Source organism: Paenibacillus taihuensis, assembly GCF_003386535.1.
GTDB classification, from domain to species: Bacteria; Bacillota; Bacilli; order Paenibacillales; family Paenibacillaceae; genus Paenibacillus_Z; species Paenibacillus_Z taihuensis.
In genome coordinates this window covers 97,033-121,823 of the sequence record NZ_QTTN01000011.1, presented here as the reverse complement: position 1 = coordinate 121,823, position 24,791 = coordinate 97,033, and the positions used below count along the sequence as shown (strand labels likewise).

24 protein-coding genes and 1 pseudogene are annotated in these 24,791 nt (G+C 53.9%); 20 read left to right on the top strand and 5 right to left on the bottom strand.

The window, feature by feature from the left end:
• The first annotated feature begins 2 nt into the window (after positions 1–2).
• From A8990_RS11755 to A8990_RS11740, 4 genes are all read left to right on the top strand, one after another.
• Complete coding sequence (locus tag A8990_RS11755) at positions 3–887, top strand: CehA/McbA family metallohydrolase domain-containing protein (protein WP_116189222.1); 885 nt, start codon at positions 3–5, stop codon at positions 885–887.
• Between the two features lie 94 nt (positions 888–981).
• Positions 982–1,995 (top strand): LacI family DNA-binding transcriptional regulator, encoded by a 1,014-nt coding sequence (locus A8990_RS11750; protein ID WP_116189221.1) that lies wholly within the window; start codon positions 982–984, stop codon positions 1,993–1,995.
• Between the two features lie 25 nt (positions 1,996–2,020).
• A complete protein-coding gene (locus A8990_RS11745) occupies positions 2,021–3,001 on the top strand; it encodes a carbohydrate kinase family protein (protein ID WP_245995969.1) in 981 nt (326 codons plus the stop codon).
• A gap of 28 nt (positions 3,002–3,029) precedes the next feature.
• Complete coding sequence (locus tag A8990_RS11740; RefSeq protein WP_116189220.1) at positions 3,030–4,481, top strand: leucyl aminopeptidase family protein; 1,452 nt, start codon at positions 3,030–3,032, stop codon at positions 4,479–4,481.
• A 45-nt stretch (positions 4,482–4,526) separates the two neighbouring features.
• Here A8990_RS11740 and A8990_RS11735 read toward each other — a convergent pair whose 3' ends face one another.
• On the bottom strand, positions 4,527–4,742 hold the full coding sequence (locus tag A8990_RS11735; RefSeq protein WP_245995968.1) for a Beta-galactosidase C-terminal domain: 216 nt from the start codon (positions 4,740–4,742) through the stop codon (positions 4,527–4,529).
• Positions 4,743–5,021: 279 nt separating this feature from the next.
• Here A8990_RS11735 and A8990_RS11730 point away from each other — a divergent pair, with 279 nt between their 5' ends.
• From A8990_RS11730 to A8990_RS11685, 10 genes are all read left to right on the top strand, one after another.
• Positions 5,022–6,086 carry a Gfo/Idh/MocA family protein gene (locus tag A8990_RS11730; RefSeq protein ID WP_116189218.1) on the top strand — a complete coding sequence of 355 codons (1,065 nt, stop codon included), beginning with the start codon at positions 5,022–5,024 and terminating at the stop codon, positions 6,084–6,086.
• Positions 6,087–6,095: 9 nt separating this feature from the next.
• Complete coding sequence (locus A8990_RS11725; RefSeq protein ID WP_116189217.1) at positions 6,096–7,121, top strand: zinc-binding alcohol dehydrogenase family protein; 1,026 nt, start codon at positions 6,096–6,098, stop codon at positions 7,119–7,121.
• A 14-nt stretch (positions 7,122–7,135) separates the two neighbouring features.
• The gene (locus A8990_RS11720) at positions 7,136–7,534 is read left to right on the top strand and encodes a VOC family protein (protein WP_116189216.1); all 399 of its coding nucleotides are present in this window, start codon (positions 7,136–7,138) and stop codon (positions 7,532–7,534) included.
• 7 nt (positions 7,535–7,541) lie between these two features.
• Positions 7,542–8,873, top strand: a complete 1,332-nt coding sequence (locus A8990_RS11715) for a four-carbon acid sugar kinase family protein (protein ID WP_116189215.1) — start codon at positions 7,542–7,544, stop codon at positions 8,871–8,873.
• A 15-nt stretch (positions 8,874–8,888) separates the two neighbouring features.
• Complete coding sequence (locus A8990_RS11710; protein ID WP_116189214.1) at positions 8,889–9,809, top strand: ketopantoate reductase family protein; 921 nt, start codon at positions 8,889–8,891, stop codon at positions 9,807–9,809.
• Positions 9,806–10,630 carry an MBL fold metallo-hydrolase gene (locus A8990_RS11705; protein ID WP_116189213.1) on the top strand — a complete coding sequence of 275 codons (825 nt, stop codon included), beginning with the start codon at positions 9,806–9,808 and terminating at the stop codon, positions 10,628–10,630. The genes A8990_RS11710 and A8990_RS11705 overlap by 4 nt, the downstream gene beginning before the upstream one ends.
• The gene (locus A8990_RS11700; protein ID WP_116189212.1) at positions 10,611–11,447 is read left to right on the top strand and encodes a fumarylacetoacetate hydrolase family protein; all 837 of its coding nucleotides are present in this window, start codon (positions 10,611–10,613) and stop codon (positions 11,445–11,447) included. The genes A8990_RS11705 and A8990_RS11700 overlap by 20 nt, the downstream gene beginning before the upstream one ends.
• Entirely contained in the window at positions 11,441–13,456 is a 2,016-nt protein-coding gene (locus A8990_RS11695) for a D-apionate lactonase family protein (protein ID WP_116189211.1), read from the top strand. The genes A8990_RS11700 and A8990_RS11695 overlap by 7 nt, the downstream gene beginning before the upstream one ends.
• Positions 13,457–14,094: 638 nt before the next feature.
• A complete protein-coding gene (locus A8990_RS11690; protein WP_245995967.1) occupies positions 14,095–14,616 on the top strand; it encodes a GNAT family N-acetyltransferase in 522 nt (173 codons plus the stop codon).
• 31 nt (positions 14,617–14,647) lie between these two features.
• On the top strand, positions 14,648–15,439 hold the full coding sequence (locus A8990_RS11685; RefSeq protein ID WP_116189210.1) for a lipid II flippase Amj family protein: 792 nt from the start codon (positions 14,648–14,650) through the stop codon (positions 15,437–15,439).
• A gap of 104 nt (positions 15,440–15,543) precedes the next feature.
• Here A8990_RS11685 and A8990_RS32725 read toward each other — a convergent pair.
• The 4 genes and pseudogenes from A8990_RS32725 to A8990_RS11665 form a co-directional block, all read right to left on the bottom strand.
• A pseudogene (locus A8990_RS32725) lies at positions 15,544–16,257 on the bottom strand (glycosyltransferase).
• 356 nt (positions 16,258–16,613) lie between these two features.
• Entirely contained in the window at positions 16,614–16,922 is a 309-nt protein-coding gene (locus A8990_RS11675; RefSeq protein WP_116189209.1) for a hypothetical protein, read from the bottom strand.
• A gap of 83 nt (positions 16,923–17,005) precedes the next feature.
• Positions 17,006–17,932 carry a J domain-containing protein gene (locus A8990_RS11670; protein WP_116189208.1) on the bottom strand — a complete coding sequence of 309 codons (927 nt, stop codon included), beginning with the start codon at positions 17,930–17,932 and terminating at the stop codon, positions 17,006–17,008.
• A 145-nt stretch (positions 17,933–18,077) separates the two neighbouring features.
• Positions 18,078–19,070 carry a ketoacyl-ACP synthase III gene (locus A8990_RS11665; RefSeq protein WP_116189207.1) on the bottom strand — a complete coding sequence of 331 codons (993 nt, stop codon included), beginning with the start codon at positions 19,068–19,070 and terminating at the stop codon, positions 18,078–18,080.
• A gap of 250 nt (positions 19,071–19,320) precedes the next feature.
• Here A8990_RS11665 and A8990_RS11660 point away from each other — a divergent pair, with 250 nt between their 5' ends.
• From A8990_RS11660 to A8990_RS11635, 6 genes are all read left to right on the top strand, one after another.
• Positions 19,321–20,112, top strand: a complete 792-nt coding sequence (locus A8990_RS11660) for a hypothetical protein (protein WP_116189206.1) — start codon at positions 19,321–19,323, stop codon at positions 20,110–20,112.
• A 5-nt stretch (positions 20,113–20,117) separates the two neighbouring features.
• The gene (locus A8990_RS11655; RefSeq protein WP_116189205.1) at positions 20,118–20,585 is read left to right on the top strand and encodes a hypothetical protein; all 468 of its coding nucleotides are present in this window, start codon (positions 20,118–20,120) and stop codon (positions 20,583–20,585) included.
• A 174-nt stretch (positions 20,586–20,759) separates the two neighbouring features.
• Complete coding sequence (locus A8990_RS11650) at positions 20,760–21,263, top strand: CBO0543 family protein (protein WP_116189204.1); 504 nt, start codon at positions 20,760–20,762, stop codon at positions 21,261–21,263.
• Between the two features lie 271 nt (positions 21,264–21,534).
• Positions 21,535–22,896 (top strand): ABC transporter substrate-binding protein, encoded by a 1,362-nt coding sequence (locus A8990_RS11645; RefSeq protein ID WP_116189203.1) that lies wholly within the window; start codon positions 21,535–21,537, stop codon positions 22,894–22,896.
• Positions 22,897–23,008: 112 nt separating this feature from the next.
• Complete coding sequence (locus tag A8990_RS11640; protein ID WP_181909528.1) at positions 23,009–23,935, top strand: helix-turn-helix domain-containing protein; 927 nt, start codon at positions 23,009–23,011, stop codon at positions 23,933–23,935.
• 97 nt (positions 23,936–24,032) lie between these two features.
• Complete coding sequence (locus A8990_RS11635; protein ID WP_116189201.1) at positions 24,033–24,770, top strand: phytanoyl-CoA dioxygenase family protein; 738 nt, start codon at positions 24,033–24,035, stop codon at positions 24,768–24,770.
• Positions 24,771–24,791 lie beyond the last annotated feature (21 nt).

Sequence of the window (24,791 nt, the reverse complement as noted above, 5' to 3'; positions counted from 1 at the left end):
GCATGCGCATTGAGAATGGTTACTCGAATAAGGGGCAATGGTGGAAGGGGAGCTTCCACAATCATACGACGAACAGCGACGGCTGGTTCCCGCTCGAAACCGTGTACAAGATGTATGCCGGCTATGATTTTCTGGGCATTTCCGATCACGATATCATAACGAAGCATGAGGGCGAGCGGCAGATTAAGAACGTATTCGAAGCGATCGAAGTCAGTAGTCCGCAAACGCACATGCTGCTTGTGAATCCCCCGGGGTCGCTGCTGGATGGGTACAGCAATGCATTTACGATTGAGAACTATCAGCGGCTTGCGGATATGACTATCGATAACGGGGGCTTCTCGGTGCTTGTTCACCCGAACCGCTTCTTCTCGCAGTTCTGGAAGATGGAAGACATGATGCGGATGGAGCGCTGCATCGGGATTGAAGTCTACAATGGCGACGGCAATCCGGAGTACGATATTGCCTTCGACAAATGGGATGCGCTGCTATCCGCAGGGCGGAAGGTGTGGGGTTTCGGCAACGATGACTCGCATGTGTATGGGCAGGAGAAGCGGGCTTGGAATGTAGTTCAGGCGGAGGAAAATACGAAAGAAGCGATTCTTGCCTCCATTAAGCAGGGCGACTTCTATGTTTCGACTGGCTATGGCTTTGACCGTATCCAGGCAGAGGGCAGCACGATTGTAGTTGATCTTCGCTCGAATGAGCTGCTCGATAAGATGTACAAGTATGTTACTTTCTTCGGTCGAGATGGCAAGGTGCTCAAGGAAGTAACAGGCCGCATTAGTCAAGCCGTTTACGAGTGCCAAGGCGATGAAGGCTATGTGCGAATTGCTGCTTATCTGGAGGGCGGATATGCGGCCTTTTCTCAACCGCTCTTCGTTAACTAGTGAATTTCAGTGAATAATCCGATCCGATTAGAGGGATTGGAGCATTGATGTCGAACGGTCTTTTTACGAAATATTAGTAAAGTAGGTGAGTTAGATGCAGCCCAAAATAAAAGACGTGGCACGCCTGGCGGGCGTTTCGGTTACAACCGTATCCCGCGTGTTAAACGGCGAGAAGTATGTGAAGGATGATCTCAAGCGGCGCGTGAACCTAGCCATCGAAGAGTTGGGATATGCTCCAAGCCATATTGCCCGTAGTTTGGTGCGTAACAAAACGAACCTGATCGGCGTCATCGTGCCTGACATTACATCGAGCTTCTATGCGACCATTCTCAGCAGCATCGAAGAGGCGGCGAGTGATAACGACTATAATTTGCTCGTGTGCAATATTAGCGAGGATATCGATAAAGAACAGAAATATCTGAATGTCTTTCAGGAAATGCGGGTAGAAGGCATCATTATCATGCATGAGAAAATCAATGACGAGATTCGCGGAATCATCCATAAGATGAAAATTCCGGTGATTTTCTCAAGCGTGAAGCCGATCGATCAGCAGTTCGTATCGGTCATTGTCGACGACTACAAGGCTGCGTACGATGCGACGAATTATCTCATCGGACTTGGCCATGAGGCGATCGGTTTCATCGGCGGGGACATGAGAGATATCACTTCCGGACAGAACCGTTACAGCGGCTACCGTAACGCTCTGACAGGTGGCGGAATCCGGATCGTCCACGAATATATCCGCTTCGGCGACTATAAGGTGAAGAGCGGATATGAGCAGATGAAGGAGCTGCTGCGGGTGAAGAATCTCCCGACGGCTGTGTTTGCAGTGAGCGACGATATGGCGGTTGGCGCCATGAACTGTATCCGCGATAACGGTCTGCGCGTACCCGAGGATATATCGGTTATGGGCTTCGACGGAAGCCAACTGACCGAATTGACTCGTCCGACGTTGACCTCGATGGAACAGCCTATTCAAGAGATGGGCAAAGTAACGATGCAAGTGCTGTTGAAGCAGGTGGAGACCGGCGAAGTGCCGGATCGCGATATTATTCTGGAGCACCGGTTGGTTTCGCGAGAGAGCTGCATGGCAAGAGGCAAGCAATAGTTAGCATAAGAGGCAGACCTATACTTTGGATGAGACGAAAGATGAGGGCGCTATGAAGAAATACGATGCGATTGTCATAGGCGATGCTAACATCGATCTGGTTGTTGCCGGAATGAGCGAGCTGCCTAAGCCGGGACAAGAAGTATTCGTCCGCAATATGTCCGTTCATGTAGGCGGCGGGGCTGCCTTGTTCAGTATGGCTCTGGCGAAGCTGGGGCTAAGACTGGCTTTTAACGGCATACTGGGCAAAGATGGTTTCGGACAGTATGTACGAGATCATTTTGATTCCTATGGAATCGATACCAGCTACATCTTGAGCAGCAGCATAGGTACGGGGATATCGATTGCGATCAACCCGGAGAATGACCGCTCCTTTATTTCATATCTGGGTTCAAACGCCGAGCTGAGCTTGAAGCAGCTCCAGATGGACAGCGTCGCAATGGCGAAGCACGTGCATCTGACGGGCTACCGGGGCAGGCGGAACCATGCCGAATATATGAATGCAGTGCGGGAAATCAGAGCACTCGGCGTCACAACTTCAATCGATGTCGGATGGGATGAGACCGGCGAATGGTTCTCCGGCATTTTTGAATTAATGGGCGCAGTGGACGTATTCTTCATGAATGAAGTGGAAGCCGCGCATTATACGGGGCTTGCCGATATACAGGACATCGTGCGGCATTGCACACAGTATGCGCGCCATATCGTCATTAAATTAGGAGCAGCGGGAGCCGTTGCGGCGATCGACGGCAAGCTTAAGTTCCGTTCTGGCTTTCAAGTGCCGGTCGTCGATACGACAGGCGCGGGGGATTCGTTCAATGCCGGTTATATGTACGGCTTCTTAACCGGGAAGCCTGCCGAACAATGCTTGTTATACGGCAACGCTTGCGGCGCGATGTCGGTCTCGAAGGCCGGAGGCAGCACGGGAACACCTGACCGGATCGCATTGGAACGGTTTATCTCCGAGAAGAGCGGCTGTACGACTGATAGTTGGGAAACGGCGTAGCGAAAAATCGGCGGATGGAGGGCTTGCGATGAAATTCGAAATGAGCCGCAATGCGGCGGTGCAGACGATCATTTTGCCATGCTTCACGCAAAGCGCAGCGGAGCTCGCACAGAAGATAGAAGCGCTGCGGCATGCAGCGCTTCTGCCGTATATGGGTTCAAACGGGACCGTGACGTGGTTCTACAGCCGGAACGGAGAGCCTAATCTGCTGCTCGTTGGGCTCGGCGAAGCAGAGAAATTCCAGCCTTCTCTCGTTCGGGATGCTGCGGGAAATGCGGGACGAGCGCTCTTCAAGGATAAACAAGGAACGGCTCTCGTATCCTTCGAAGCGCTGCAGTGCCTGCCTTCACCGGGCTTGTCCAGCTTGCTGCCTGACATGCTTGCCGCTTGGGTTGAAGGCTCGCTGCTTGGCACATACGCGTTCGATGCCTATAAATCCAAGAAGACAGAGCGCATAGACGTGGATATCTACTTTGATTGCGAGATCTTGGAGGAGCTTAGGCAGGCCATCGATCTCGGGCAGATACGCGCGGAGAGTACGATGTGGGCACGAGACCTGACGAATGAACCGCCTAATTACCTGCGGCCTCGCGACTTGGCGGCTAGAACCTTGCAGCGTTTCGCAGGCACACCGGTTCAAGTATCGGTATATGAAGGTGAGGAGCTGCAGAAGCGCGGATTCACAGGCGTTGCTGCGGTCGGCAAAGGAAGCATTCATCCGCCGGTGTTCATAGAGCTTCGGTATTGCACGGATGCGTCGAAGCCGCTTGTTGCATTGATCGGCAAAGGCATTACGTTCGATACCGGCGGCATTAGCCTCAAGCGAGACAACGACATCAGCGACATGCGCATGGATATGGCAGGAGCTGCAGGCGTGCTGGGAGCGCTCGATGTTCTCGTTCGCAGCGCCGCAGCAGCAAACGTAATCGTGCTCGTTCCTTCGGCGGAGAACAATCCTTCCGACCGCTCGATGCTGCCGGGCGAAGTCATCCGTTATGCGAATGGCGTCGCCGTCCAGGTTGGCAATACCGACTCGGAGGGCAGGCTTATATTGGCGGATGCCTTAGTGCATGCGCACCGGCTTGGAGCCGAGAAAGTCATTGATATGGCGACACTGACGTATTCGGTCGTCGGAGCGCTCGGTACAAGCATTGCGGGTATTTTCGGCAACGAGGAGCTAGTGCAGTCATTATTGCATGCGGGAGAGCCATTCGGCGAGAAGGTATGGCAGCTGCCCCTTGTCGATGAGTACGAGAGCTATCTGTCGAGCGACTATGCCGACACCTCCAACATCAGCAGCGGGAACGGAGGCGGAGCTATTATGGCGGCGCTGTTTCTGCGCAAATTCGTCCATCCCTCTCTCGAATGGGCGCATATCGATATGAACGGCCCGAAGGATTGCTCTTCCGCCAAAGGTCAGCTTGCCGCCGGAGCGACCGGTTGGGGTGTTCGATTATTAGCTTCATACTTGATGCAATAGCAGAAGACCCCGCGGGAAAGGAACGTTTCCCGCGGGGTCTTCTTATTACAGCAGCTCCAATATCGTAACGCCATAAGCAGGCAGCTCGACAACACCGTCAACGGGCGAGCCTGTCAGGATATCCCTGGCGGCTTGCTTCACCTGAACCGTAGCCGGCTGCTTGGAATAGTTCAATAGAAACGCATAAGCAGCAGCCCGATCGCCCTCAGATGCCCGAATGCCAAATTCAACCTCGGCCGGAGCCTCGATGAGCGACGACAATCCAAGCTCATCCAGGATGGCATCAACAATCGGCTCGCTCTGCGGGCCTGCCCGGCCAGACAGATAGCATAGCTATCAAACCGATTCATATATTTATAAAAAAACAATTCTCGTGAAGGGAAATACAAATATGTATTGAATGTATACAATATAAATACTTTATGTATTTATAAATGCGAAGGAAGATTGCAAGAAATGCGGGTGCAGCCGCGCGGTTGTCCATGCTTCAACATGGCTGAGCTTGCATGCAGTGACGTACAAAGGGAGGAGCGAAAGAAGATGGTTTGGAGAATTGGACTTGTTGGGACAGGATACTGGTCGGAAAAGCATCTGCAAGCTTGGAGCCGCATTCCGAATGTGAAAATTGCCGCACTGTGCAACCGAAGCCGAGACAAAATGGTCGAGAAGGCGCGCCGTTACGGCGTCCCTGAGACTCAGCTGTACGGAACGCCTGAGGAAATGCTGGAGCAGGCGGATATCGATGTCGTCGATATTGTGACAGGACCGGAGACGCATCCGGCATTTGTCGAGATGGCGGTTAAGGCAGGGAAGCATGTGCTGTGCCAAAAGCCTTTTGCCGAGTCGTATGAGGAAGCCCAGCGAATGGTACAGGCAGCAGCTGATGCAGGCGTACGCCTGATGGTGACGGAGAATTGGCGCTGGCTGTCGATCTTCCAGACGATGAAGCGGGTGCTGGATGAGGGCGAGCTTGGCCGCGTGCTGGCGGCGCGTTATTTGCATTCGGATTATTTTACGATGCGGATGTCGCCGGATATGAAGCTGCCGCAGCCGTTCTTGGCGCAGATGCCGCGCCTTCTCTTCTATGAGATGGGCGTGCACTGGTTCGATACCTGGCGGTTCCTGCTTGGCGAGCCGAAGCGGCTGTATGCGGAGCTTCAGCACAACAGTCCGCATGTCGTCGGGGAGGATTCGGGCATTGTGACGCTCGGACATGACGGTTTCTATGGAATTCTGGATATGAGCTGGGCAACTCGCCGAGAGCTGCATGGAGCACTTGAGCCGGACATCGTTCTGGCGCATCATGTCGAGCAGTTCGTCATTGACGGCGACCGGGCAACGCTGAAGCTGTATGGCGACGGCAGCATCGCAATCATTGATAATAACGGTGGCAAAAGAGTGATTTCCGGGCCAACCGATCTGGATCACGAGGAGAGCCATTACCGGTTATCGTCACATTTTATCCAATGCATGGAGTCAGGCGAGCCGTTCCAGACGAGCGGCGAAGACAATTTGCGTACGCTGCGTTTAACGTTCTCCGCCTACGAAAGTGCGCGCACGCATCAGGCGATCAGCTTTGAATCGCACGCAGCCGAGGGGGTATAGAACTTGACCATGAAAGCAGCCATAATGACAAAGCCTTTTCAGATTGGCATCGAAGAGGTGCCAAAGCCCGTACCAAAGCCGAATGAAGTGCTTGTAAAGATGGAGGCGGCGGGGATTTGCGGAGGAGATATCCACTACTATGACGGCACGCATCCTTACGCGGTATATCCGCAAATTTACGGGCATGAGCTGTCCGGCGTTGTCGTCTCGGTTGGCGCGGACGTGACGAAGCTTGCGGTCGGCGACCCTGTCATCGTTGAGCCGACGGTCGCTTGCGGCAGCTGTTATCCATGCCGGATCGGCAAATACAACTGCTGCGTGAAAATCGATATGATCGGCGGATTTCGTCCCGGCGGCTTCGCGGACTTCGTAACCGTTCCGGAAGCGTATGCGCATCTGATGCCGGATGGCATGAGCCACGAGGTCGGCGCGCTGTGCGAGCCGTTCTCCATTGGCGCGCAGGTCGTGCACCGCGCCGGCGCTCATGAAGGTGCCGTTATCACGATTCTGGGCGTCGGTCCAATCGGCCTGACAGCGCTCATAATGCTGAAGCGGATGTACCGGGACGTGACGGTGTATGCCGTTGACGTCGTTGCCGAGCGGCTCGCGCGGGCGAAGCAGTTCGGCGCGGACGGGCTTATAAACCCGCGGGAACAGAACACGCTGGAGACGATCATGAAGCTGACCGGAGGCGAAGGCTCGCACATCGTTATTGAATCGGCGGGGCTGAAGCTGACGATGGAGCAATCGATTCAGCTTGTCAGTCCAGGGGGACGCATCGTCATCGTCGGATTGACGAATGATGAAGTGACCTTCCCCGGCGTTCTGTTTACGAAGAAGGAAGTGGAGATATTCGGCAGCCGCAACAACGCGGGGCGGTTCCCGGAGGTCATAGATTTCCTGCATCGCAATTCGGACATTGCGGACGGCTTCGTATCGCTGCGGATGCCGTTCACGGATATTGCGGAAGCGCTTCATCTTGCGAAGACGAAGCCTGGCGAAGTGAACAAAATTATACTGACCTATGAGGGATAAGGAGCGGTTAAACGATGATTAGAGGGATCGATCATATTGCGATCGCGGTACGGAGTATCGATGACTCGCTGGCTTATTATACAGAGGAGCTGAAGCTGCCGCTTGTTCACGACGAGCTGCTGCCCTCGGCAGGCGTAAGGCTCGCGTACGTGCAGGCTGGACCGATTATGATTCAGCTCGTTCAGCCAATCGGCGAGACGCCTATCCGCAAGTTTCTTGAGGAGAAGGGCGAAGGGCTGCATCATCTGTGCTTCGAGGTTCAGGACATTCCGGAGACGCTCACGCAGCTGGTTGGAGAAAGTGAGACGAGAGTGGTTATGGGAGGGCGTGACCGGCGGGCTGCCTTCCTCAGTGCGCATTCGAATGGCCTCATCCTCGAGCTGACCGAGACAGATCCGGTTCGGGGAGGATGAGGGCTGCATGCCGATACGGGCAAAATGGGTCGTATTCGACGATGATCCGACAGGCACGCAAAATGTAGCGGACGTTCCGGTTATTCTGCGATCGACTCGGGAAGGATTCCGCCGTTTCATGGCTCAAGATCGGCACGCCGTTTACGTGCTGACGAACACGCGGGCAATGCAGACAGAGGAGGCGGTGCGCTATCTCGAGTCGATTGTTGCGATGATGGACGAAGAGGCCGTGGAGGCAGGCGTTGACGTCCGTTATGTGCTTCGCGGCGACTCGACGCTTCGCGGGCATATTTTCGAGGAGCTGGAGGTGCTGTGCCGCCGCGATGGCAAAGCTTCGCCGGTTGCGCTGTTCGTGCCAGCCTTCCCGGAATGCGGGAGGATGACGGTAGGCGGCATCCATTATTTGCTGCAAGGGGAAACGCGGGTGCCGGTGGCGGAGACGGAATTTGCGCGTGATCCCGTGTTCGGGTACGCGAGCAAGACGATGCAGGATTGGGTGCGCGAGCGGGGACCTGGCTGGACGGCGCGCACCGTGGTTTTGGCGGAGCTGCGCAGCCGCGGCGCGGCAGCGGTTCGCGACGCGCTGCTGCTGGTGGAGCCGTACACGGTCGTCGTCCCGGATGCGGAGACGACGGATGATATTCGCCTCATCGCGGCAGGGCTGGATGAGGCGGAGAAAACAGGGCGGCAGGTCGCGGTCCGCACCGCGGCGACCTTCGCGGCAGTCCGCTGCGGGCTGGCGGGCCTCACGCTTGATAGCGGCAGCGCTGGCGTAGGCGAGGCGCGCCGGCTGTTGATCGTCTGCGGCTCGCATACCGCAGCTTCGTCGCGGCAGTTGGCGCTGCTCGCGGAACGCACCGGCGTGGCACCGATTATGGTGCCGACGGAGCGGGTGATGGAGGCGAGTGCAGATGCGGAAGCGAATGTGGCTGCGCTCGTTGATGAACTGGCTGCAAAGCTCCGGCAGCAGCTGGAGAACGGCGGAGTGGCGCTGCTCTCCTCGGAGCGCGTGCGCCAGGAACAGCACGGCACGCTCGCCGACGGCGCGAAAGTGATGCATGCGTTGACGGAGACGGTGCGCGCTGTCGCTCCGTTCTGCGATGCGGTCATCGCCAAGGGGGGCATCACTTCCGCGCAGGTCGCGACGGATGGGCTGCAGGCAGATGAAGCGGAGGTATGCGGGCAGCTCGAGGCTGGCATCTCGCTGTGGCAGCTCGAGGCACGGCTCGGCGACGGCGGGGAAGAGCGGCGGAGAATTAGCTATGCCGTTATCCCCGGCAATGTCGGCGATGATGGCGCGATGCTTCGAATCGCAGGCAAGCTGAAAAAAATGATCTAATCGGAGGATGAATCGATGATTGCAATCGTGGGAGCAGGAGCGATGGGCGGCATGTTGGCTGCCCGGTTAACGGCGGCAAAGCATGACGTAACGCTGATCGACGTATCGGAGGCGCTAGTTGCCCGAATCAACGAGAACGGGCTTATTGTGGACGGCAAGGAGGGGAGCGAGCAGGTTAATGTTCGTGCGGCCTCGAATCCTAGTGTTATTGGCGCGGCGGACACGGTCTTCTTCTTTGTCAAAGCGCAGCATACCGATGGCGCGGCCAAGCTGGCCGCACCGCTTGTCGGACCGGATACGACCGTGGTCAGCTTGCAAAATGGCTGGGGAAATGCCGATGTGCTCAGCAGCCATTTTCCGCTGGAGCAAATTGTTGTTGGGGTGACGTATCACAGCGCAACGGTGGTCGGACTTGGGCATGTGGCGCATACCGGCAAAGGCGCGACCTTTATCGGTCCGTATGCCGATGGGCAGACGCTGGATCGGGCAGCGCAGGTCGGGGAGCTTCTGAGCGACGCCGGAATTCCGGCTGAAGTGACTGCGCTTGTGAAGACAGAAGTATGGAAGAAGCTGATCCTTAATGCCGCGACGCTTCCGACATCTGCATTGACGGGGCTGTGCGCCGGTGTGCAAGGTGAACCGGGACCGCTTCTTCAGCTCGTGGACGACTTGGCGGCAGAAGCGGCGGCAGTTGCCAGAGCGCTGGGGTATGCGATTGAGACGGAGGAGCGGATTCAGCGCATCCATACGGTTCTCGAAGGAGCAGGCAAAGGAAAATCCTCGATGCTGCAGGATGCCGAAGGGCGCCGCAAGACCGAGATCGAAGTGATCAACGGCGCTGTTGTGAAGGCCGCTGCGTCTCTCGGCATCGATGTACCGCTGAACAAGGCGATGGTTGCGCTGATTGCTGGACTCGAAAGGGGCTGGAGGCAATGACGACGAAGATTCATTTTCTCGGGATGGCGGGCTATGAAATTATCAGTGACCGGCATCGTATTCTGATCGATCCGTTTCTTGGGGACAGCCCTCATGCGCCAATGCGCCATGAGGAGTTGGAGAGACCGGACGTAATTCTCGTGACCCATGCGGCCTACGATCATCTCGGCGATACGGCGGCGATTGCGGCTCGTGCCGGCGCTCCCGTCGTGTGCGGCGGCGATGTGAAGGCGGTGCTGCTTGAGGCAGGCATACCGGAGGCGCAAATTCATCCGACGGTATGGGGAATTGTCGTCGAAGTTGGCGGCGTCATCGTGCGTCCGGTCGAGAGCCACCACTGGTCGCAGACGCGGCTGAAGAACGGCCAGTATGTATCCGGCGTGCCGATGGGGTTTATTGTGGAGCCTGAGCCAGGCGTGCGCATTTACCATTGCGGCGATACCGCGATTTTTGGAGATATGAAGCTGATTGCCCAGCTCTACAAGCCGACTGTAGGCTTGATGGGCTGTGCGAATTCGCAGGCTTTGCTGGCACGGGCGAATTTTGCCGGGAAGCTGCTCACGGGCGAGATGTCGCCGTACGAGGCGGCGCTTGCCTCGGAGTTTCTAGGCCTGAAGCTGGCTATCGCTTCGCATTATTTGGATTTGACGAATGAGACGGAGCGGGGCGAAGTGGAGCAGTTTCTGGCTGCAGTTCCTGAATGCGATACCACGGGTGCGCGGCAGGCAATGTACATGGAGGTTGGAGAAACGATCGAGCTGAACGGCGATTCGGTACTGGTGCGAAGGGGAGTTGATCGCGATGCGGCTCATGGCGTGTGAGGCAGCTGGACGGATTTTTGTCGGTGTAGAGAAGGATGGCGGCGTCGTTCCGACCAGCTACGTTACGATGAAAGAGCTTGTGCAGGATGGGGAAGAAGGACTGGCGAAGGTTCGCCAGGAAGCAGCCGCAGGGGAGGTAGTTACAGCAGGCTATCGGGTGCTTGCGCCGATTGCGAATCCGGGCAAGGTACTGTGCGGCGGAATTAATTATCTCAATCATAAGGAAGAGAATCCGAAGGCGGTGTTCCCGACGCGTCCTTCCGTTTTCTCGAAGCTGCCGACGGCGATTATTGGTCCAGGCGAGCATATCGTGCTTCCTTATGCAGATTGTCAGGCGGACTATGAGGTGGAGCTGGCTTTTGTCATCGGGAAGAGGGCGAAAGGCGTCAAGAAGGAGGAGGCGCTTGATTATATATTCGGCTATACGGCGTTGAACGATGTCAGCGGACGGGAGCTGCAGTTCGCCCTGCAGCATGAGATTATCGGCAAAGGAATCGATACGTTCTGCCCGCTTGGCCCGGTGATTGTGACGCGCGATGAGATCGCAGACCCGAACAAGCTGCAAATTCGCAGCTACGTGAACGGCGAGCTCCGCCAAAATGCCAACACCGAACTGATGCTGTTCCATGTACCGACGCTTATCGAGGCCATTACCGCTTATATTACGCTTGAACCGGGAGACATTATCTCGACCGGAACGCCTGCGGGAGTAGGTACTTTCCGCAATCCTCCGGTGTACTTGGCGCCGGGCGATTACGTGGCGGTTGAAATTGAAGGCATCGGCAAATTGGAAAATCGCGTGGTAGCCGGATGGTAAGCCGCAGCTTCGAGAGAGATGTGAGGCAGCTGCGTTACGGCACGGCGGAAGCGATGCCTGAGCGGAAGAGGCTGCAGGCCGGTCCGCTTACAGCAGTGCTGGAGGATGGCGGGCTGCGGTATATCCGTTACCGGGGACAGGAGATTGTCCGCGGTATATATGCAGCGGTGCGTGACCAGAACTGGGGCACGATTAAGCCTGTCTTTCGCCATTATCAGGTGACGCGGCGTGGGGACTCGTTCGAGGTCGCGTTTGTCGCGGAGCATCGGCAGGGCGAGATTGAGTTTGAATGGAAGGGTTCGATTGTCGGTTCGGCGGACGGCACGATTACATACACATTCGACGGTGTTGCTGGCAGCAGCTTCCTGCGAAATCGGATCGGATTTTGCGTGCTGCATCCTTCCTCGCTCGCGGGATGTCCGGTTGAGGTGGAAACGGCAGATGGCAGCATCGTCGCGGGGACATTCCCGGAGCGGATCTCGCCGGATCAGCCGTTTCTCGATATGACGGCGATTCGTTGCAAGATCGGGGAGGAGCTTGCGGCAGAGCTGCGGTTTACGGGCGAACTGTTCGAGATGGAGGATCAGCGCAACTGGACGGATGCCTCCTTCAAAACTTACTGCACGCCGCTTCGCATCCCTTATCCCGTGGAAATCGCAAGCGGGCAGCGCGTGCACCAGCAGATTGCATTGCGGTTGGTTGGCGATGTGCCGCAGATTAACGATGATGCTGCTGGCGACGGCGCAATAATGGCTAAGGCAGTGGCTGTGGCGGATGATACTGCCGAAGCGGTCACTGTTGAGTTGGGTGGCGATGTTGTCGGACATGTGCCTGGAATTGGGCTATCCGTAACGCCAGGACATCTGCATGATGATGCGGAAATTGAAGCGCTTCGGCAATTGCGGCTTACTTATCTGAGAGCCTTGTTGAAGTTGGAGAATGGCTGGGAGCAAAAGTTGGCTTGCGCGGCAAACGCTGCGATAAAGCTCGGGGTCGGGTTAGAGCTGGAAGTGCTCGTAAGTGTCGCCGATGAGGAATTGCTGCGGGACGTTCGGCTTAAGGCGCTGGTTGAGGCTATTGTGGGCTGTGGTGCCATAGTGGATGCCGTGTTTGTTTACGAAGACTCTTGCATTGTAAGCTCGGAGGCGTTATTGGTAAAGCTGCGAAGGCTGCGCGATGAGGCAGGGCTTCAGTTTCGTGTCGGCGGAGGCACGCGGGCGTATTTCGCGGAACTGAATCGCGCGGAGCTGCCGCTCGCTGAGATGGATGCGGCGATGTACACGATCAACCCGCAGGTGCATGCGTTCGATACGGCCTCGCTGGCGGAGACGGTGTCTGCGCAAGGAGATACGGTGCGCAGCGCTCGCGCGCTTATGCCGGGCTTGCCTTTGAGCATCGGGCCGATCACATTCAAGCCGCGGATGAATCCGGTGGCGTCCAGCGAGGAAGGCCGGCGCAAAGCAGAGGACCGCGCGAACCATGTTGATGCGCGCCAGTGGTCCTTGTTCGGCGCGGGCTGGACGCTAGGCAGCATACACCATTTGGCCAAGGCCGGCGCGGAGCGGGCGTGTTATTACGAGACGGTCGGCCCGCTAGGTGTGATGCGGGAAGGCGCGGCATCGGCATTTCCGCTGTATCATGTGCTCACTGCTATCGGCGAGGTGTCGCATGGCGCGGCAGAACTGCTGGAGTGCCGCGTCTCCGACTCCTTGAGCTGCGAGGCAGCGTCGGTGCGGGGACACGACGGGCGAGCGACGCTGCTGCTCGCCAACTACAGGAATGTCGCGGTGTCGTTGCGAGTGACGACCGCTGGCAGCCTCGGGTTCGCGCCGTCGCGGCTGCGCGTGCTGGATGAGCGCAGCTTAGCCGTTCGCGGCGGCTCGGCTCCGGCGGACTTGTCCGCAGACGCTGCGCTTCGGCTGGAGGAGCGTCCGCTGCCACAGCCGGCAGCAGCGGACGGCGTGCTCGAGCTGCTGCTGCAGCCGTTCGCTTTTGCAGTTTTGGATTGATGCGGAAGCTGAGAGTCGGAGAATCCGACTCTCAGCTTCTTTTTCGCGCGATCCCGCCACTGAGAGTCGGTAAATCCGACTCTCAGTTAGCTTGCGCCGCGACTTTGCGGGAGAGTTACGTCTGAGAGTCGAAAAATCCGACTCTCAGTTTTAATTTCCCGCGATTATGGAGCTGAGAGTCGGAAAACTCGACTCTCAATGGCTCGCTCGACGCCGCACTCCCAATCCCCTTTCTCACGCGCTGACCAGCGCCAAAGTCTGCCCCGAGCGAGGCAAAACCCTCTCTCAGTAGTCGCCATTCTCAGCTTCACCACCTCCTGCCACCCACAGTCGAGCAACATCCTACTACCCAATCAGCAAGTAAATGAAGTTCACCAAGTCAGCTCAATATTACGATGTAGGTAGATGGATTCCCGAGGTTGGCCGCCACCGCCAACATGTGGCTCAGCGCCGCGCGCCGTTCTTAGCACTGCACGCCGGGAGGCGCGCGTGGTGCTATCGGCGCAGGCTTTTTCGTTTCTTGGCAAGTTATCGAGCAGCAGCCATTTGCTAGATTCCACACATTTTGCTTCATAGAAAATGTTTCCATATAATAGACTAATAAAGCAGAGCGAATGACTGAGGTGAAGAGAGCGACCATGACGACCCCCGCACAGATGACGACTTCCATACAACCAATAATCCGATTAGCGACTACAGCCGATATCGACGTCCTTGTCCAAATGCGCTACGACTTCACGATGGAGGATTATCCCGAGCTGCAGCAACAGCGACGCCATTCCGACACTGACACCGACATCGAGGATTTCCATCGCACTTGCTCGACATTCCTCGAAAGCGCCATCAATGGCGGTGAATGGTTCATCTGGGTCGCAGAAGCAGACGGTCAACTCGTCTCGCATATGTACCTGCAGCTCATCCATAAAGTGCCGAGGCCGGGCAAATGCGAGGACCCGTATTTCGGCTACGTCACGAACGTCTATACCCGCCCTGCCTATCGAGGCCGCGGCATCGGCACGCAAATTCATCACGCGATGGAGCAGTGGGCGATCGCCAATAACGTAGAATTTCTCATCCTTTGGCCAAGCGAGACAAGCGTTGCTTTCTATGAACGGAGCGGGTTCCGCCCAAGTGCGGAGGCGCTGGAAAAGCACTGGTAGCCCATTTTGAAAATGTGGAGATGACGCGCCTTTGATCAACAATCTCATTATCGTATTCATTATGACGATGATAATCCATACGACTGAAACGCTGTCTTATGCGGTGCGGCTTGCAGGCGTCCGGCTGAATAAAATCGCCGTCGCACTCTCGTTAACCGGCATTATCGTGCTCGTCTCTCGCACGGCGAACCTCGTTCAAGCACCGCTCACCGCCAAATTCGTCGATTATGCGAAGCATCATACAACGTTCCATCTACTCTCCTATTTGCGGTATATTTTGCTAGCCTCGTCGATAGGTACTCTGGTTGCGATTGTTCTGTTTCCAACCTGCGTGAGTCTGTTCGGCAGATTGATCTCCAAGCTGGAGGTCGCGGGCTCGCTCCCGAAGCTCTTCACAAGCGTCACGATCGGCCAGCTGAAGAATACGAAATATTATCTAAAAGCACCCAAAATCAACTTCAAACGTTTCCGCTACCTCGGCATTCCGAAAAAGTTTATTTTGCTCAGCATGATCGTTACTTCGTTCTATACCGTCGGCGTCCTGGCCTCCCTGTACGCTGCGCATATTTACCCGCAACTCAGCACCACCGCTTCGCAGGCGTCCGGCCTCATCAACGGCATGGCGACAATCCTGCTCACCATCTTCATCGACCCGCAGCTCGGGCTCATTACGGATAAAGCGTTGAACGACGAAACGCATCGCGACCGGCTCGGCAAAATCTACGTCGTACTCATGACCGCCCGCTTCTTCGGGACGATGCTCGCACAGTTCGTGCTTGTCCCTGCGGCTTATTTTATCGGCTATATTGTTAAATTGATCTAAAAACAACAAGCCTGCCAGGCCCATATGAACTGTGACCCGCACACTTTTTTCAAAGTGTCCATCTTGCGGGTCACAGTTCAATAGGAGCCAGCAGGCTTGTTGTTTTATCCCGGGAGCTGTGCGAGCAACGAGTCGAGCAGCCCGGCATACGTGGCATTAACCATATTCGCTTCTTGCATGACGGTGTTGAAGTTGCGGACGGTTCCCATCTGCTGATGGCGGCGGTAGACAGTCAGCACTTCGTTCAGGTAGTGAAAGTCAACCCGCGACAGCAGCACGCGAATCCATAGATCGTAATCATGCGTATATGGCAGCGCTTCGTTGAAGCCGCCAACTGCCCCAAACAGCTCTTAAGTCATCATGACCGTGCAGCCGTTGACGGGACAGCCGTGGCGAATGCCGTTGATGAATGCTTTTGCCGATGGAAACTTAATTGCTGCAGCATGCTGCGTGATCGTGCCGTACTCGTTAATGACATGATAGTCCGGGCAGATACGCGCTCCGGTCCGCTCCATGTACGCCACTTGATTCTCCACTTTGTTCGGGAGGAACCGATCGTCAGAGCTTAGTCATGCGACATACTTGCCTGTAGCCATTTTGATCCCATAGTTGAGTGCGCTGCCCGTACCGCCGTTCGCCTTGCCCAGATAAATGATGCGGGAGCGGTATGGTGCAATCACATCCTGGTGCTTCGTTGAACCGTCGTCTACAACGATAATCTCCACGTTCGGGTAGGTCTGATAGAGTGCGCTGACGATCGCTTGATCGACGTAGGGATCGTTGTAGAACGGGATAATGATAGACACTTTAGGCAGCATAGCCGTTCACCTCGGAGGAGTTTATCTATCTTCACTATATGGGGACAGGGCGGATGCAGACACAGCAGTGTTCTTAGGTCATAGACTATTTTGCAAGTATTAGTAGCCATAGGGACGGAGCCTCAGGGCGACCAAAATGTTAACGATATCAGCGGCATAGCGGCTTGGCGACGCTTGGGTTAATGCTCTAGCAGAGGCCAGTGGTGCAGGCGCCTAGGTAGTGGGGAGCGTGGCGTGTAGGAGGAGGGGCGGGGGAGGACGGCGGAAGGACGAAGGACGAAGGTGGAAATGGTGAGTTTGGGAAAAGAAGTCCAGCAGACCAGCTACATAGGTGGGAATGGCGGGAAAAGTATCCCTTAGGTATCTACATTCGCCGAAAGTATCTCAATTCCACCAAAGAGAGTACTCCAGGTATCTACATTCGCCGAAATTGCCTCGAAACCACCAGAGAGAGTACTCCAGGTATCTACATTTGCCGAAATTGCTTCGAAACCACCAAAGAGAGTACTCCAGGTATCTACATTCGCCGAAATTGCCTCGAAACCACCAAAGAGAGTACTCCAGGTATCTACATTCGCCGAAATTGCCTCGAAACCACCAAAGAGAGTACTCCAGGTATCTACATTTGCCGAAAGTATCCCAATTCCACTAACATCCCTCCCCACATCCACCTCCTCCAACTAACCAAACACAAAAAAAACCTCCGCCGCCCAAGCGGTAGAGGTTTTCTTCGCGCATCACGCGCTAACTATTTCGCGTTCGCACTATCTTCATACTTCTGGATAAACGTGAACGCATTGTCATGGTGCGCGCCGTTGATGCGGATGCCGGCGATGTATTCTTTGCCGATAACCGGCAAGTCTTTGAGCAGCGGGCTGCCTGAGATGTCGACGCCGTAGACATGCTGCGTCGGATCGTCCTGCGTTACGGTCTTCAGCGCCGATTCCGGCTTGAAGGTGAAGCTCACTTTGCTGGCATCATCGCCGTCCAGCGGAAGCAGCGAGCCGTCCTGCGCCAGCTTGATGAAATTCGGTTTATCCATAATGTACACATCGGCTTTGTTCATCATCAGGTCGATAATACTCTTTTGCATCAAAGCGGAGTCTTGTTCGCTCTTCATCTCTTGAGGGACGTAAGTGAAGTAAGCGACTACCCGCTTCCACTGCGGGAACTGCGACACGAACTTCGACTCAAGGGGCTTCAGGTCGGACATCGGATACGTGCCATCCGCGCTGAAATATTCCCCGAAGAAAGACACGCTCACATCCACTGGCGGCAGCTTCGCGAGCTCAGCTTGTTCCTGACGGTGATTGTTATAGGCGTTAATCCCATAGATCACAGCAGCGATTAATACAATGACGCCGAGAACATGGAACTTATAATAGCTGAAGAAATGGTCGATCTTCTGGACCGTCGGTCCCATCTTTTTATATTTGCCGTAAGACGCCTCGTTGTACTTCTCCATCGTCTTCTCGTCCTCATGGCCAAGGATAAGCCGGTACGCGCGATTGATCTCTTCCAAGCTGGGCGAACTCGAATCTTCCTGCTCACCTGCTTCGCGCTGCTTGTTCGAGCGGTCGCGCCGGAGCAATATAAAATACCGTTTTTCCACTTCTTCCTTCGATGCACCTTCAGTCAGGCCGAGCAATTCATAGGCTTGTTTCATATCGTCCATAGCGGGGCTACCTTCACTTTCTATTAAACTTGTAAACGCATTACTACTAGTATACTTTGTTTGGCCCCAATCGACAAAATAAAACAAAACAGTCCCTCAAAAGCTCGTAAAAAGCTCGTCAAAAGGGACTGTTCATACGCCTAAGTTACAGCGTCCATTTAAGCAGCAGCGCCGATTCGGTCAAGCCGCCGCCGAAGCCGTACAGCAGGATCGTATCGCCGGAAGCGATCCGTCCGTCCTTGATTGCGAGATCCAGCGCCAACGGAATGGAAGCCGCAGATGTATTGCCATACTGCGCCATACTCGTTATCGTACGCTCGAGCGGAATGCCGGTGCGCTCGCAGATCGATTCCACGATCCGCATGTTCGCGCTGTGCGGCACGAACCAGTCGATCTCCTCGACCGAGTAGCTATTCTCCTCGAGCAGCGTCTTGATGCCCTTCGGCACAGTGGTAACCGCCCACTTGTACACTTCACGGCCATTTTGCACGATCAGCCCGTTCCCTTGAATCGGTTGACCATTGATTGTAGATGCGAGGCTGGAACGGTACAGATGCCGTCCGTCTTCGCCGTTTGTTGCGGAGTACGAAGCGAGAAAAGCGCCTTCGTCAACCCGCTCCAGCAGCGCCGCTCCGGCACCGTCTCCGAACAGGATGCAGGTGGTGCGGTCTGTATAATCGGTCGCTTTGGACAGCGTCTCCGCGCCGATGACTAATATTTTATGATAAACGCCGGAGAGCAGAAGGCCGTTCGCCATTTGGAGCGCAGCAACGAAGCCCGCGCATGCAGCTTGAATGTCGACAGCGCCGCAGGATGGGATGCCGAATTCAGCTTGCACCCGAGCCGACATGCTCGGGAAGAAGGTGTCCGGTGTCGTCGTAGCGACAATAATGTAGTCGACGTCTTCAAGTACAACGCCATAGCGCAGCTGCAAATCGCGGACAGCGCCGAAGCACATATCGCTGCAGAACTCATCGTCTGCGGCTATGCGGCGTTCTTTGATTCCCGTTCGTTGAAAGATCCATTCGTCGGACGTATCCACCATTTTCTCCAAATCATGATTCGTCAGCACGCGTTCAGGCACAAAAGTGCCAAAGGCAGTAATTGCAGTATGAGATCGCAGAGAGGAGTGCGGCATGGAAAATCAACTCCTTAGTATCTAGTGTTAGTACCAAGTACTAATTTTCTTATAGCGTACTTAATTTTATGCTTGATGTCAAGAAAATTAGAGAAGAGTGAGTGTCGGCATAGAGTTGCTTAAATTTTATTATGTTTCCGTACTGCTAAATTATCCTAGGATTCCAGTAGGATGGCTTTCTCTAGAATAATTTACATACCAGAGCGGAAACCTAAAATTGCCAATTCAAACGTAAGGGAGGCCAAGCTTGATGGATAACCTCCGGAATAACGAAAACAAATTTCGACGCTACAAGGCCCATGTCAGCATCGCTGGCACGACCCAATTGCACTTGCGAAATCCTTACATCATCGCTTGGTGGTCAGCTGCTTTCCCAGGCTTCGGTCATCTGATTCTAAGTAAGTATTTACGCGGGCTGGTGCTGTTTGTGTGGGAAGTCATTGTCAATTACAATGCCAAAATCAACGTAGCTATGGTTTATTCCTTTTGCGGAGAAATTGGCTCGGCCAAACAAGTTATAGAACCTAGATGGATGTTAATGTATATCCCCGTTTACTTATTTGGCATCTGGGATAGTTATCGAACCTGCGTGGATATGAACAAGGTATCTTTATTGGCTGAACGAGAAGATGCGCCCATCAACTCCTATACAATTGGAGCGCTTGAAATCAATTACTTAGATAAGCGTGTGCCGATCATGTCGGTACTTTGGTCAACGTTTATGCCAGGGCTTGGGCAATTGCACATACACCGCTTATTAACGGCTTTCTTCTCGCTGATCTGGACCATCGTATTCTTATACTTCTCAAAGACGCTCGTTGCTGTTCATTACTTATTCGATGGGGATATAACTAAATCCACATCCGTACTTGATAAGCAATGGCTGATGTATATGCCCTCCATGTGGGGATTTGCTGTATACGATTCGTATATCAATACAGTCGAAAACAACAAGTTATATGAGTGGGAGCAAAGAAATTTCCTCATCAAAAAATTTCAGTCCCCGGAATTTAAGATCAAGAAGGGCAAAGTGGTGAGCTAGACGACATGGTGCAAATTTTCGCAACCTTCGAGCATTCGGCAAGCCTGGAACTGGCCATCAGTTCATTGGAGAAAAATGGCGTCAGCAAAGAAAACATATTTGCAGTTCCGCTAACGAACCGCGCAGCGGAAAGAAGATTATTTGACACCATCCACAGTGAAGACGGTATTTCGCTTCTCGGCACAGGGGCTGCATTGGCAACCGCATTTGCCGTTGTTGGAGCGAGCGTCGGGTTCCGATTAGCATGGGGTCCCATCTATTGGGGACTGATTGGGACTGGCGGAGGGTTCCTGTTAGGCCTTCTTATTGATTTGTTTTACTACAAAGTCGTTAAGAAGCAACAGCATTTATTGAGAGGGAAGAACTCTGAGGTCATCCTCATCGTGGAGTGCAAAGAAGAACAAAGCGACACGGTGGAGAGTATTCTATGGCACCACTTTGCTTTTGGACTAGCCCGGATCGAATCAAATTAACAATAAGGATGAGTAACGATGCTTCCCGAGCATGTAATAATCGTTTTGATTTGGCTAGTTACTGTCGGTCTTGTTGTGTTTGCAATCCCGCGCAATCGAATTCGCGAAGCATGGGTGTCTCTGCATTAAGGGAACCCTGCGCATGGCCACTTCTGAGAGATGGAGAGCACCGAAATGATATTGGCTTGCAATCTTGCTTTTTTGGCCGTTTGTATCTTCACCGGGACGATCAAGAAATGGGAACGCTTCTATAAAACGATGCTGTATCTGTCGTTCTGCAACCTGCTGTACAATTTGCTGTGCAGAGACTATAAATTATGGGTGTATATCCCTGATTTCCTCATGAATCATGTCAATGCGGACCTGCTAAATACATTTGTCCTGCTTCCTTCAGTAGCCATGCTTTTCCTGGGTTATCTTCCAGCATCGAAACGAAGCACCAAAGTGGTGTATTACCTTGCCTGGGTCGCCGGTTTTTCAACGTTAGAATACATCTGGTATGTATATGGCAGCATGGTTTACGATCACGGTTGGAATTTGGTCTTTTCGATTTTATTCTACTTTGCCATGTTTTACGCTTTGGAATTGCATCATAAGAGCATCAAGAAGGCGTTGTGGTTTTCTCTTGTTGTTACTACGCTTATCATAATAGCCTTTCACGTTCCCGTGTGGTTATGAGCCTTACGACAAACGAGCATCCATTATAGAACGAACGCAGCCTGATCAGGGTTGCGTTTTTTTTGCTCTTTTCCTATAGAGGAGACCAAAGAACGGATTTTTGCTTTTTAAATGAGGAAATCAAAATATTACAAGATTTCGGTTATTGATCCGCTATAATTAGGTTTATGAAAACGCTTTTACGACTCGCGATTGCGTCTTGTCGAAACGTTTTCGCACATGCGGCATTTTTCGAATCGAAACACCTTGATAGAGAAAAGGGAGGATTCACATGAAAAAGTGGGCAGGCATTACTCTTGCTGCTGCTCTGACGGTCGGCGCTCTCTCAGGCTGCGGCTCAGACAATAACAGCGGGAATACAGCAAGCGGCAATAATGCATCAGGCGGCAATAACGCGACTTCCAGCAAGCCGGACAAAGTAACGACGATTGATTTCTGGCAGCTGGACGGAACGGGGACGCAGGATTTTTATGTCACATTGATCAAGCAATTCGAAGAGGCTCATCCTGATATTAAAGTCAAAATGGCGAATATTCCGGAAGACGGCTTCTTCGAGAAGCTGAACGCTTCATTCGCAGCAGGCAAAGGTCCTGACATGTGGGGCGGCTGGTATTCTACGGATGAGTTCGAACGTGGATACATAGCTCCGCTCGACGAGTTCATCGCGCGCGACAATTACGATATGAGCAAGTACTTCCAGCCGGCGACAGCGCTTCGTCTGCAAGGTGCGGACGGCCACTACTACGGTCTGCCACGCGATATGTCTAATGCGGTCATCTACTATAACAAGGACTTGTTCGATAAATACGGCGTACCTTACCCGAGCCCGGATTGGACGCTTGACGACTTTCACGATGCAGCGAAGAAACTGACGCATCCTGACGAAGGGGTGTACGGCACAGACCTATTCGCGAGCGACTTCAACGCGATTACGGGTAACCCGATCATCTGGAATATGGGCGGCGATGTTGCGAGCGACGACGGCAAGAAGGTCAAAGGCTTCGTCGATTCCCCGCAAATGATCAAGCTGTTCCAATACGCCCAGACTCTGTCCAAGGAAGGCGTTAACGCTCCGTCCTCGGTGATGCAAACCGCAGGCGACCAAGGTCCGTTCTCTGCAGGCAAGATCGGCATGTCCCTCGGCTTCTTGTGGGGCTATAACGATGTGAAGAAAGCGACGTTCAAAGCCGGCGCAGTCGCATTCCCGAAAGACGCAGGCAGCGATCTCAACTTCGCATGGACAGAGGAAGTCAGCTGGTACATGAACAATAAGAGCGAGAAGAAAGACGCGACTTGGGAGTTCATGAAGTACTTGTCCAGTCCTGAGGTCGGCAAACAGGCGATCGATACGAAGTTCATGTGGGGCCCTCCAATGCCAAGCGTTTGGGAAGAGAAGGGACTTGAGCAGGATGAGCTGCTGAAGGTATTCCTGGAGCAAGCGAAGCTGAAGACAAAGGCGCCATCCTATGACCGTAACAGAACGTGGAACGAAGTTGGCGGCATGTTCAGCCAAGCGTATACGGATATCGTGAATCCGGTAGACGGCAAATCCTATAAGGATCCAGCGGAAGTGCTGCCGAAAGTGGCGGATGAGATGCAGGCGAAGATCGACGAGCTGCTCGCTCAGCAATAATCCGCTGCTTCGCAAGCTAGACCATCTGCATGTCATAACGTTTCGACCCTATGCGCAGGCACTGCTTGCGTATAGGGTTTGTTTCCTTAATAGAACGAAGGATGTGATCGTTTTGGAAAAGCTGCTGGAGAAGAACCTTCTGGATCCGGAAACGGAAATTCATTATGCCTATCACAAATCGATCAAGTCGATCACCGATATGCACGACCATGATTTCTACGAAATTTTTCTGATTACGAAGGGCTCCGTCATGCATCTCATTAATGGGAAGAAGGAGCTGCTGGAAGCGGGCACACTCTGCTTCGTCAGGCCGTCTGACACGCATTGCTATGCTAGTGACGGCAATCGTTCGGTTGAGCTGCTCAACCTCGCCTTCTCCTCTCGTACGGTGAATGCGATGGTTGCCTATTTGGACGGCGGCATCGAAGCGGACCGGCTTCTGAACAGTCCGATGCCTCCTATCAAACAGATTGGGACGTATCAAACCGAGATTATTCGGGACAAAATCCACGAGATTACCGTGCTGCCGGGCATGCATAAGAAACAGATTCGTTCAGAAATTCGCGTGCTTGTCGCAGATATGATGATGAGCTGCTTCTCAGATCGCCCAGATACGGTTGCGGCAGTTGCGGTGCCGGATTGGCTGGTTGATCTGGCGAATGAAATGCGGATCAAAGAGAATTTTACCGAAGGATTGCAGCGGCTGTATGAGTTGTCCGGAAAGAGCCCGGAGCATCTGACCCGTGTCATCAAGAAGTACTTCGGCAAGACGCCGACGGAATGGATCAACGAAATCAGGCTGCAGTATGCGGCCAACCTGCTCATGCAGACCGATGACGCGATCGTTGCCATCTGCATGGAAGCAGGCTACGAGAATCTCAGTCATTTCTACCATCTGTTTAAGGAACGGTACGACTGCACGCCGGCGAAATTCCGCAAAGGAAACCGCAAGGTGGCGATCCCGGCATCCGGTCAGACGGCGCAAAGTCTCCACGAAATTCCGGAATATCAAAATAGAACAAAATCGCGTACCGTCTAAGACAAGATTGAGACAAGGGCCGCCCTCTATAATGAAGATATCGAAGTAAAAACGATTTCACATTTTATTTTCATTCATCGAGGGGAGAGAGAAATGAATGACTTCTAAACTGACTGCAGAAGAGGTTGCATTCTATCGGGAGCATGGCTATCACCTGTATAAGAAACCGGTTTTCTCCGCAGAGAAGATGGCAAAGCTTACGTCCATCTTCGAAGAGCAGCTGGCGGAGAAAGGCGATAAGCTCTCGGATGAGCTGGATACGCCGCACTTCCGCGACCCGCGCTTGCTGGAGTTTTTGCTCGCGGATGAAGTGCTGGATCTGGTTGAACCGATTATCGGCCCGGACATTATTCTTTGGTCCAGCCATTTTATTTGCAAAGATCCGTACAAGGGCCGACAAACGCCTTGGCACGAAGATTCCGCTTACTGGAATGGACGCTTCGACAAGTACGACAACATCGTGACGATCTGGCTCGCGATTGACCGCAGCAATCAAGAGAACGGCTGTATGCGCGTCATTCCTGGCACTCATCACAACGGATTCTCCGAGTACGAAAGTGTCGATATGGCGATCAACACGTTCCATGCCACGATCAAGAATATCGATGAATCGCAAGCGGTCTACTTCGAACTTGAACCTGGCGAATGCTCGCTGCATGATTCCCGCATCATTCACGGCGCTACTGCAAACACCAGCCCGTACCGCCGCTGCGGCTATACGATGAGATTCTTGTCGGCCGATACGAAGGTCGTTCCGGAGAAGAACGAGAATTGGCAAATCTTCTTGGCGCGCGGTCAGGATCGTGCCGGAAATCAGTACGTGAACGTGAAGTAACTTGTAGCTGTTAGCTATTAG

What these genes read in the sequence shown, in the direction of transcription:
- A8990_RS11725 (WP_116189217.1), top strand. Translation starts at nt 6,096, where the DNA reads ATGAAAGCAGCCATAATGACAAAGCCTTTTCAGATTGGCATCGAAGAG.
- A8990_RS11655 (WP_116189205.1), top strand. Translation starts at nt 20,118, where the DNA reads ATGGTGCAAATTTTCGCAACCTTCGAGCATTCGGCAAGCCTGGAACTG.
- A8990_RS11705 (WP_116189213.1), top strand. Translation starts at nt 9,806, where the DNA reads ATGACGACGAAGATTCATTTTCTCGGGATGGCGGGCTATGAAATTATC.
- A8990_RS11660 (WP_116189206.1), top strand. Translation starts at nt 19,321, where the DNA reads ATGGATAACCTCCGGAATAACGAAAACAAATTTCGACGCTACAAGGCC.
- A8990_RS11635 (WP_116189201.1), top strand. Translation starts at nt 24,033, where the DNA reads ATGACTTCTAAACTGACTGCAGAAGAGGTTGCATTCTATCGGGAGCAT.
- A8990_RS11690 (WP_245995967.1), top strand. Translation starts at nt 14,095, where the DNA reads ATGACGACCCCCGCACAGATGACGACTTCCATACAACCAATAATCCGA.
- A8990_RS11665 (WP_116189207.1), bottom strand. Translation starts at nt 19,070, where the DNA reads ATGCCGCACTCCTCTCTGCGATCTCATACTGCAATTACTGCCTTTGGC.
- A8990_RS11695 (WP_116189211.1), top strand. Translation starts at nt 11,441, where the DNA reads ATGGTAAGCCGCAGCTTCGAGAGAGATGTGAGGCAGCTGCGTTACGGC.
- A8990_RS11700 (WP_116189212.1), top strand. Translation starts at nt 10,611, where the DNA reads ATGCGGCTCATGGCGTGTGAGGCAGCTGGACGGATTTTTGTCGGTGTA.
- A8990_RS11755 (WP_116189222.1), top strand. Translation starts at nt 3, where the DNA reads ATGCGCATTGAGAATGGTTACTCGAATAAGGGGCAATGGTGGAAGGGG.
- A8990_RS11645 (WP_116189203.1), top strand. Translation starts at nt 21,535, where the DNA reads ATGAAAAAGTGGGCAGGCATTACTCTTGCTGCTGCTCTGACGGTCGGC.
- A8990_RS11750 (WP_116189221.1), top strand. Translation starts at nt 982, where the DNA reads ATGCAGCCCAAAATAAAAGACGTGGCACGCCTGGCGGGCGTTTCGGTT.
- A8990_RS11715 (WP_116189215.1), top strand. Translation starts at nt 7,542, where the DNA reads ATGCCGATACGGGCAAAATGGGTCGTATTCGACGATGATCCGACAGGC.
- A8990_RS11650 (WP_116189204.1), top strand. Translation starts at nt 20,760, where the DNA reads ATGATATTGGCTTGCAATCTTGCTTTTTTGGCCGTTTGTATCTTCACC.
- A8990_RS11710 (WP_116189214.1), top strand. Translation starts at nt 8,889, where the DNA reads ATGATTGCAATCGTGGGAGCAGGAGCGATGGGCGGCATGTTGGCTGCC.
- A8990_RS11730 (WP_116189218.1), top strand. Translation starts at nt 5,022, where the DNA reads ATGGTTTGGAGAATTGGACTTGTTGGGACAGGATACTGGTCGGAAAAG.
- A8990_RS11670 (WP_116189208.1), bottom strand. Translation starts at nt 17,932, where the DNA reads ATGGACGATATGAAACAAGCCTATGAATTGCTCGGCCTGACTGAAGGT.
- A8990_RS11720 (WP_116189216.1), top strand. Translation starts at nt 7,136, where the DNA reads ATGATTAGAGGGATCGATCATATTGCGATCGCGGTACGGAGTATCGAT.
- A8990_RS11740 (WP_116189220.1), top strand. Translation starts at nt 3,030, where the DNA reads ATGAAATTCGAAATGAGCCGCAATGCGGCGGTGCAGACGATCATTTTG.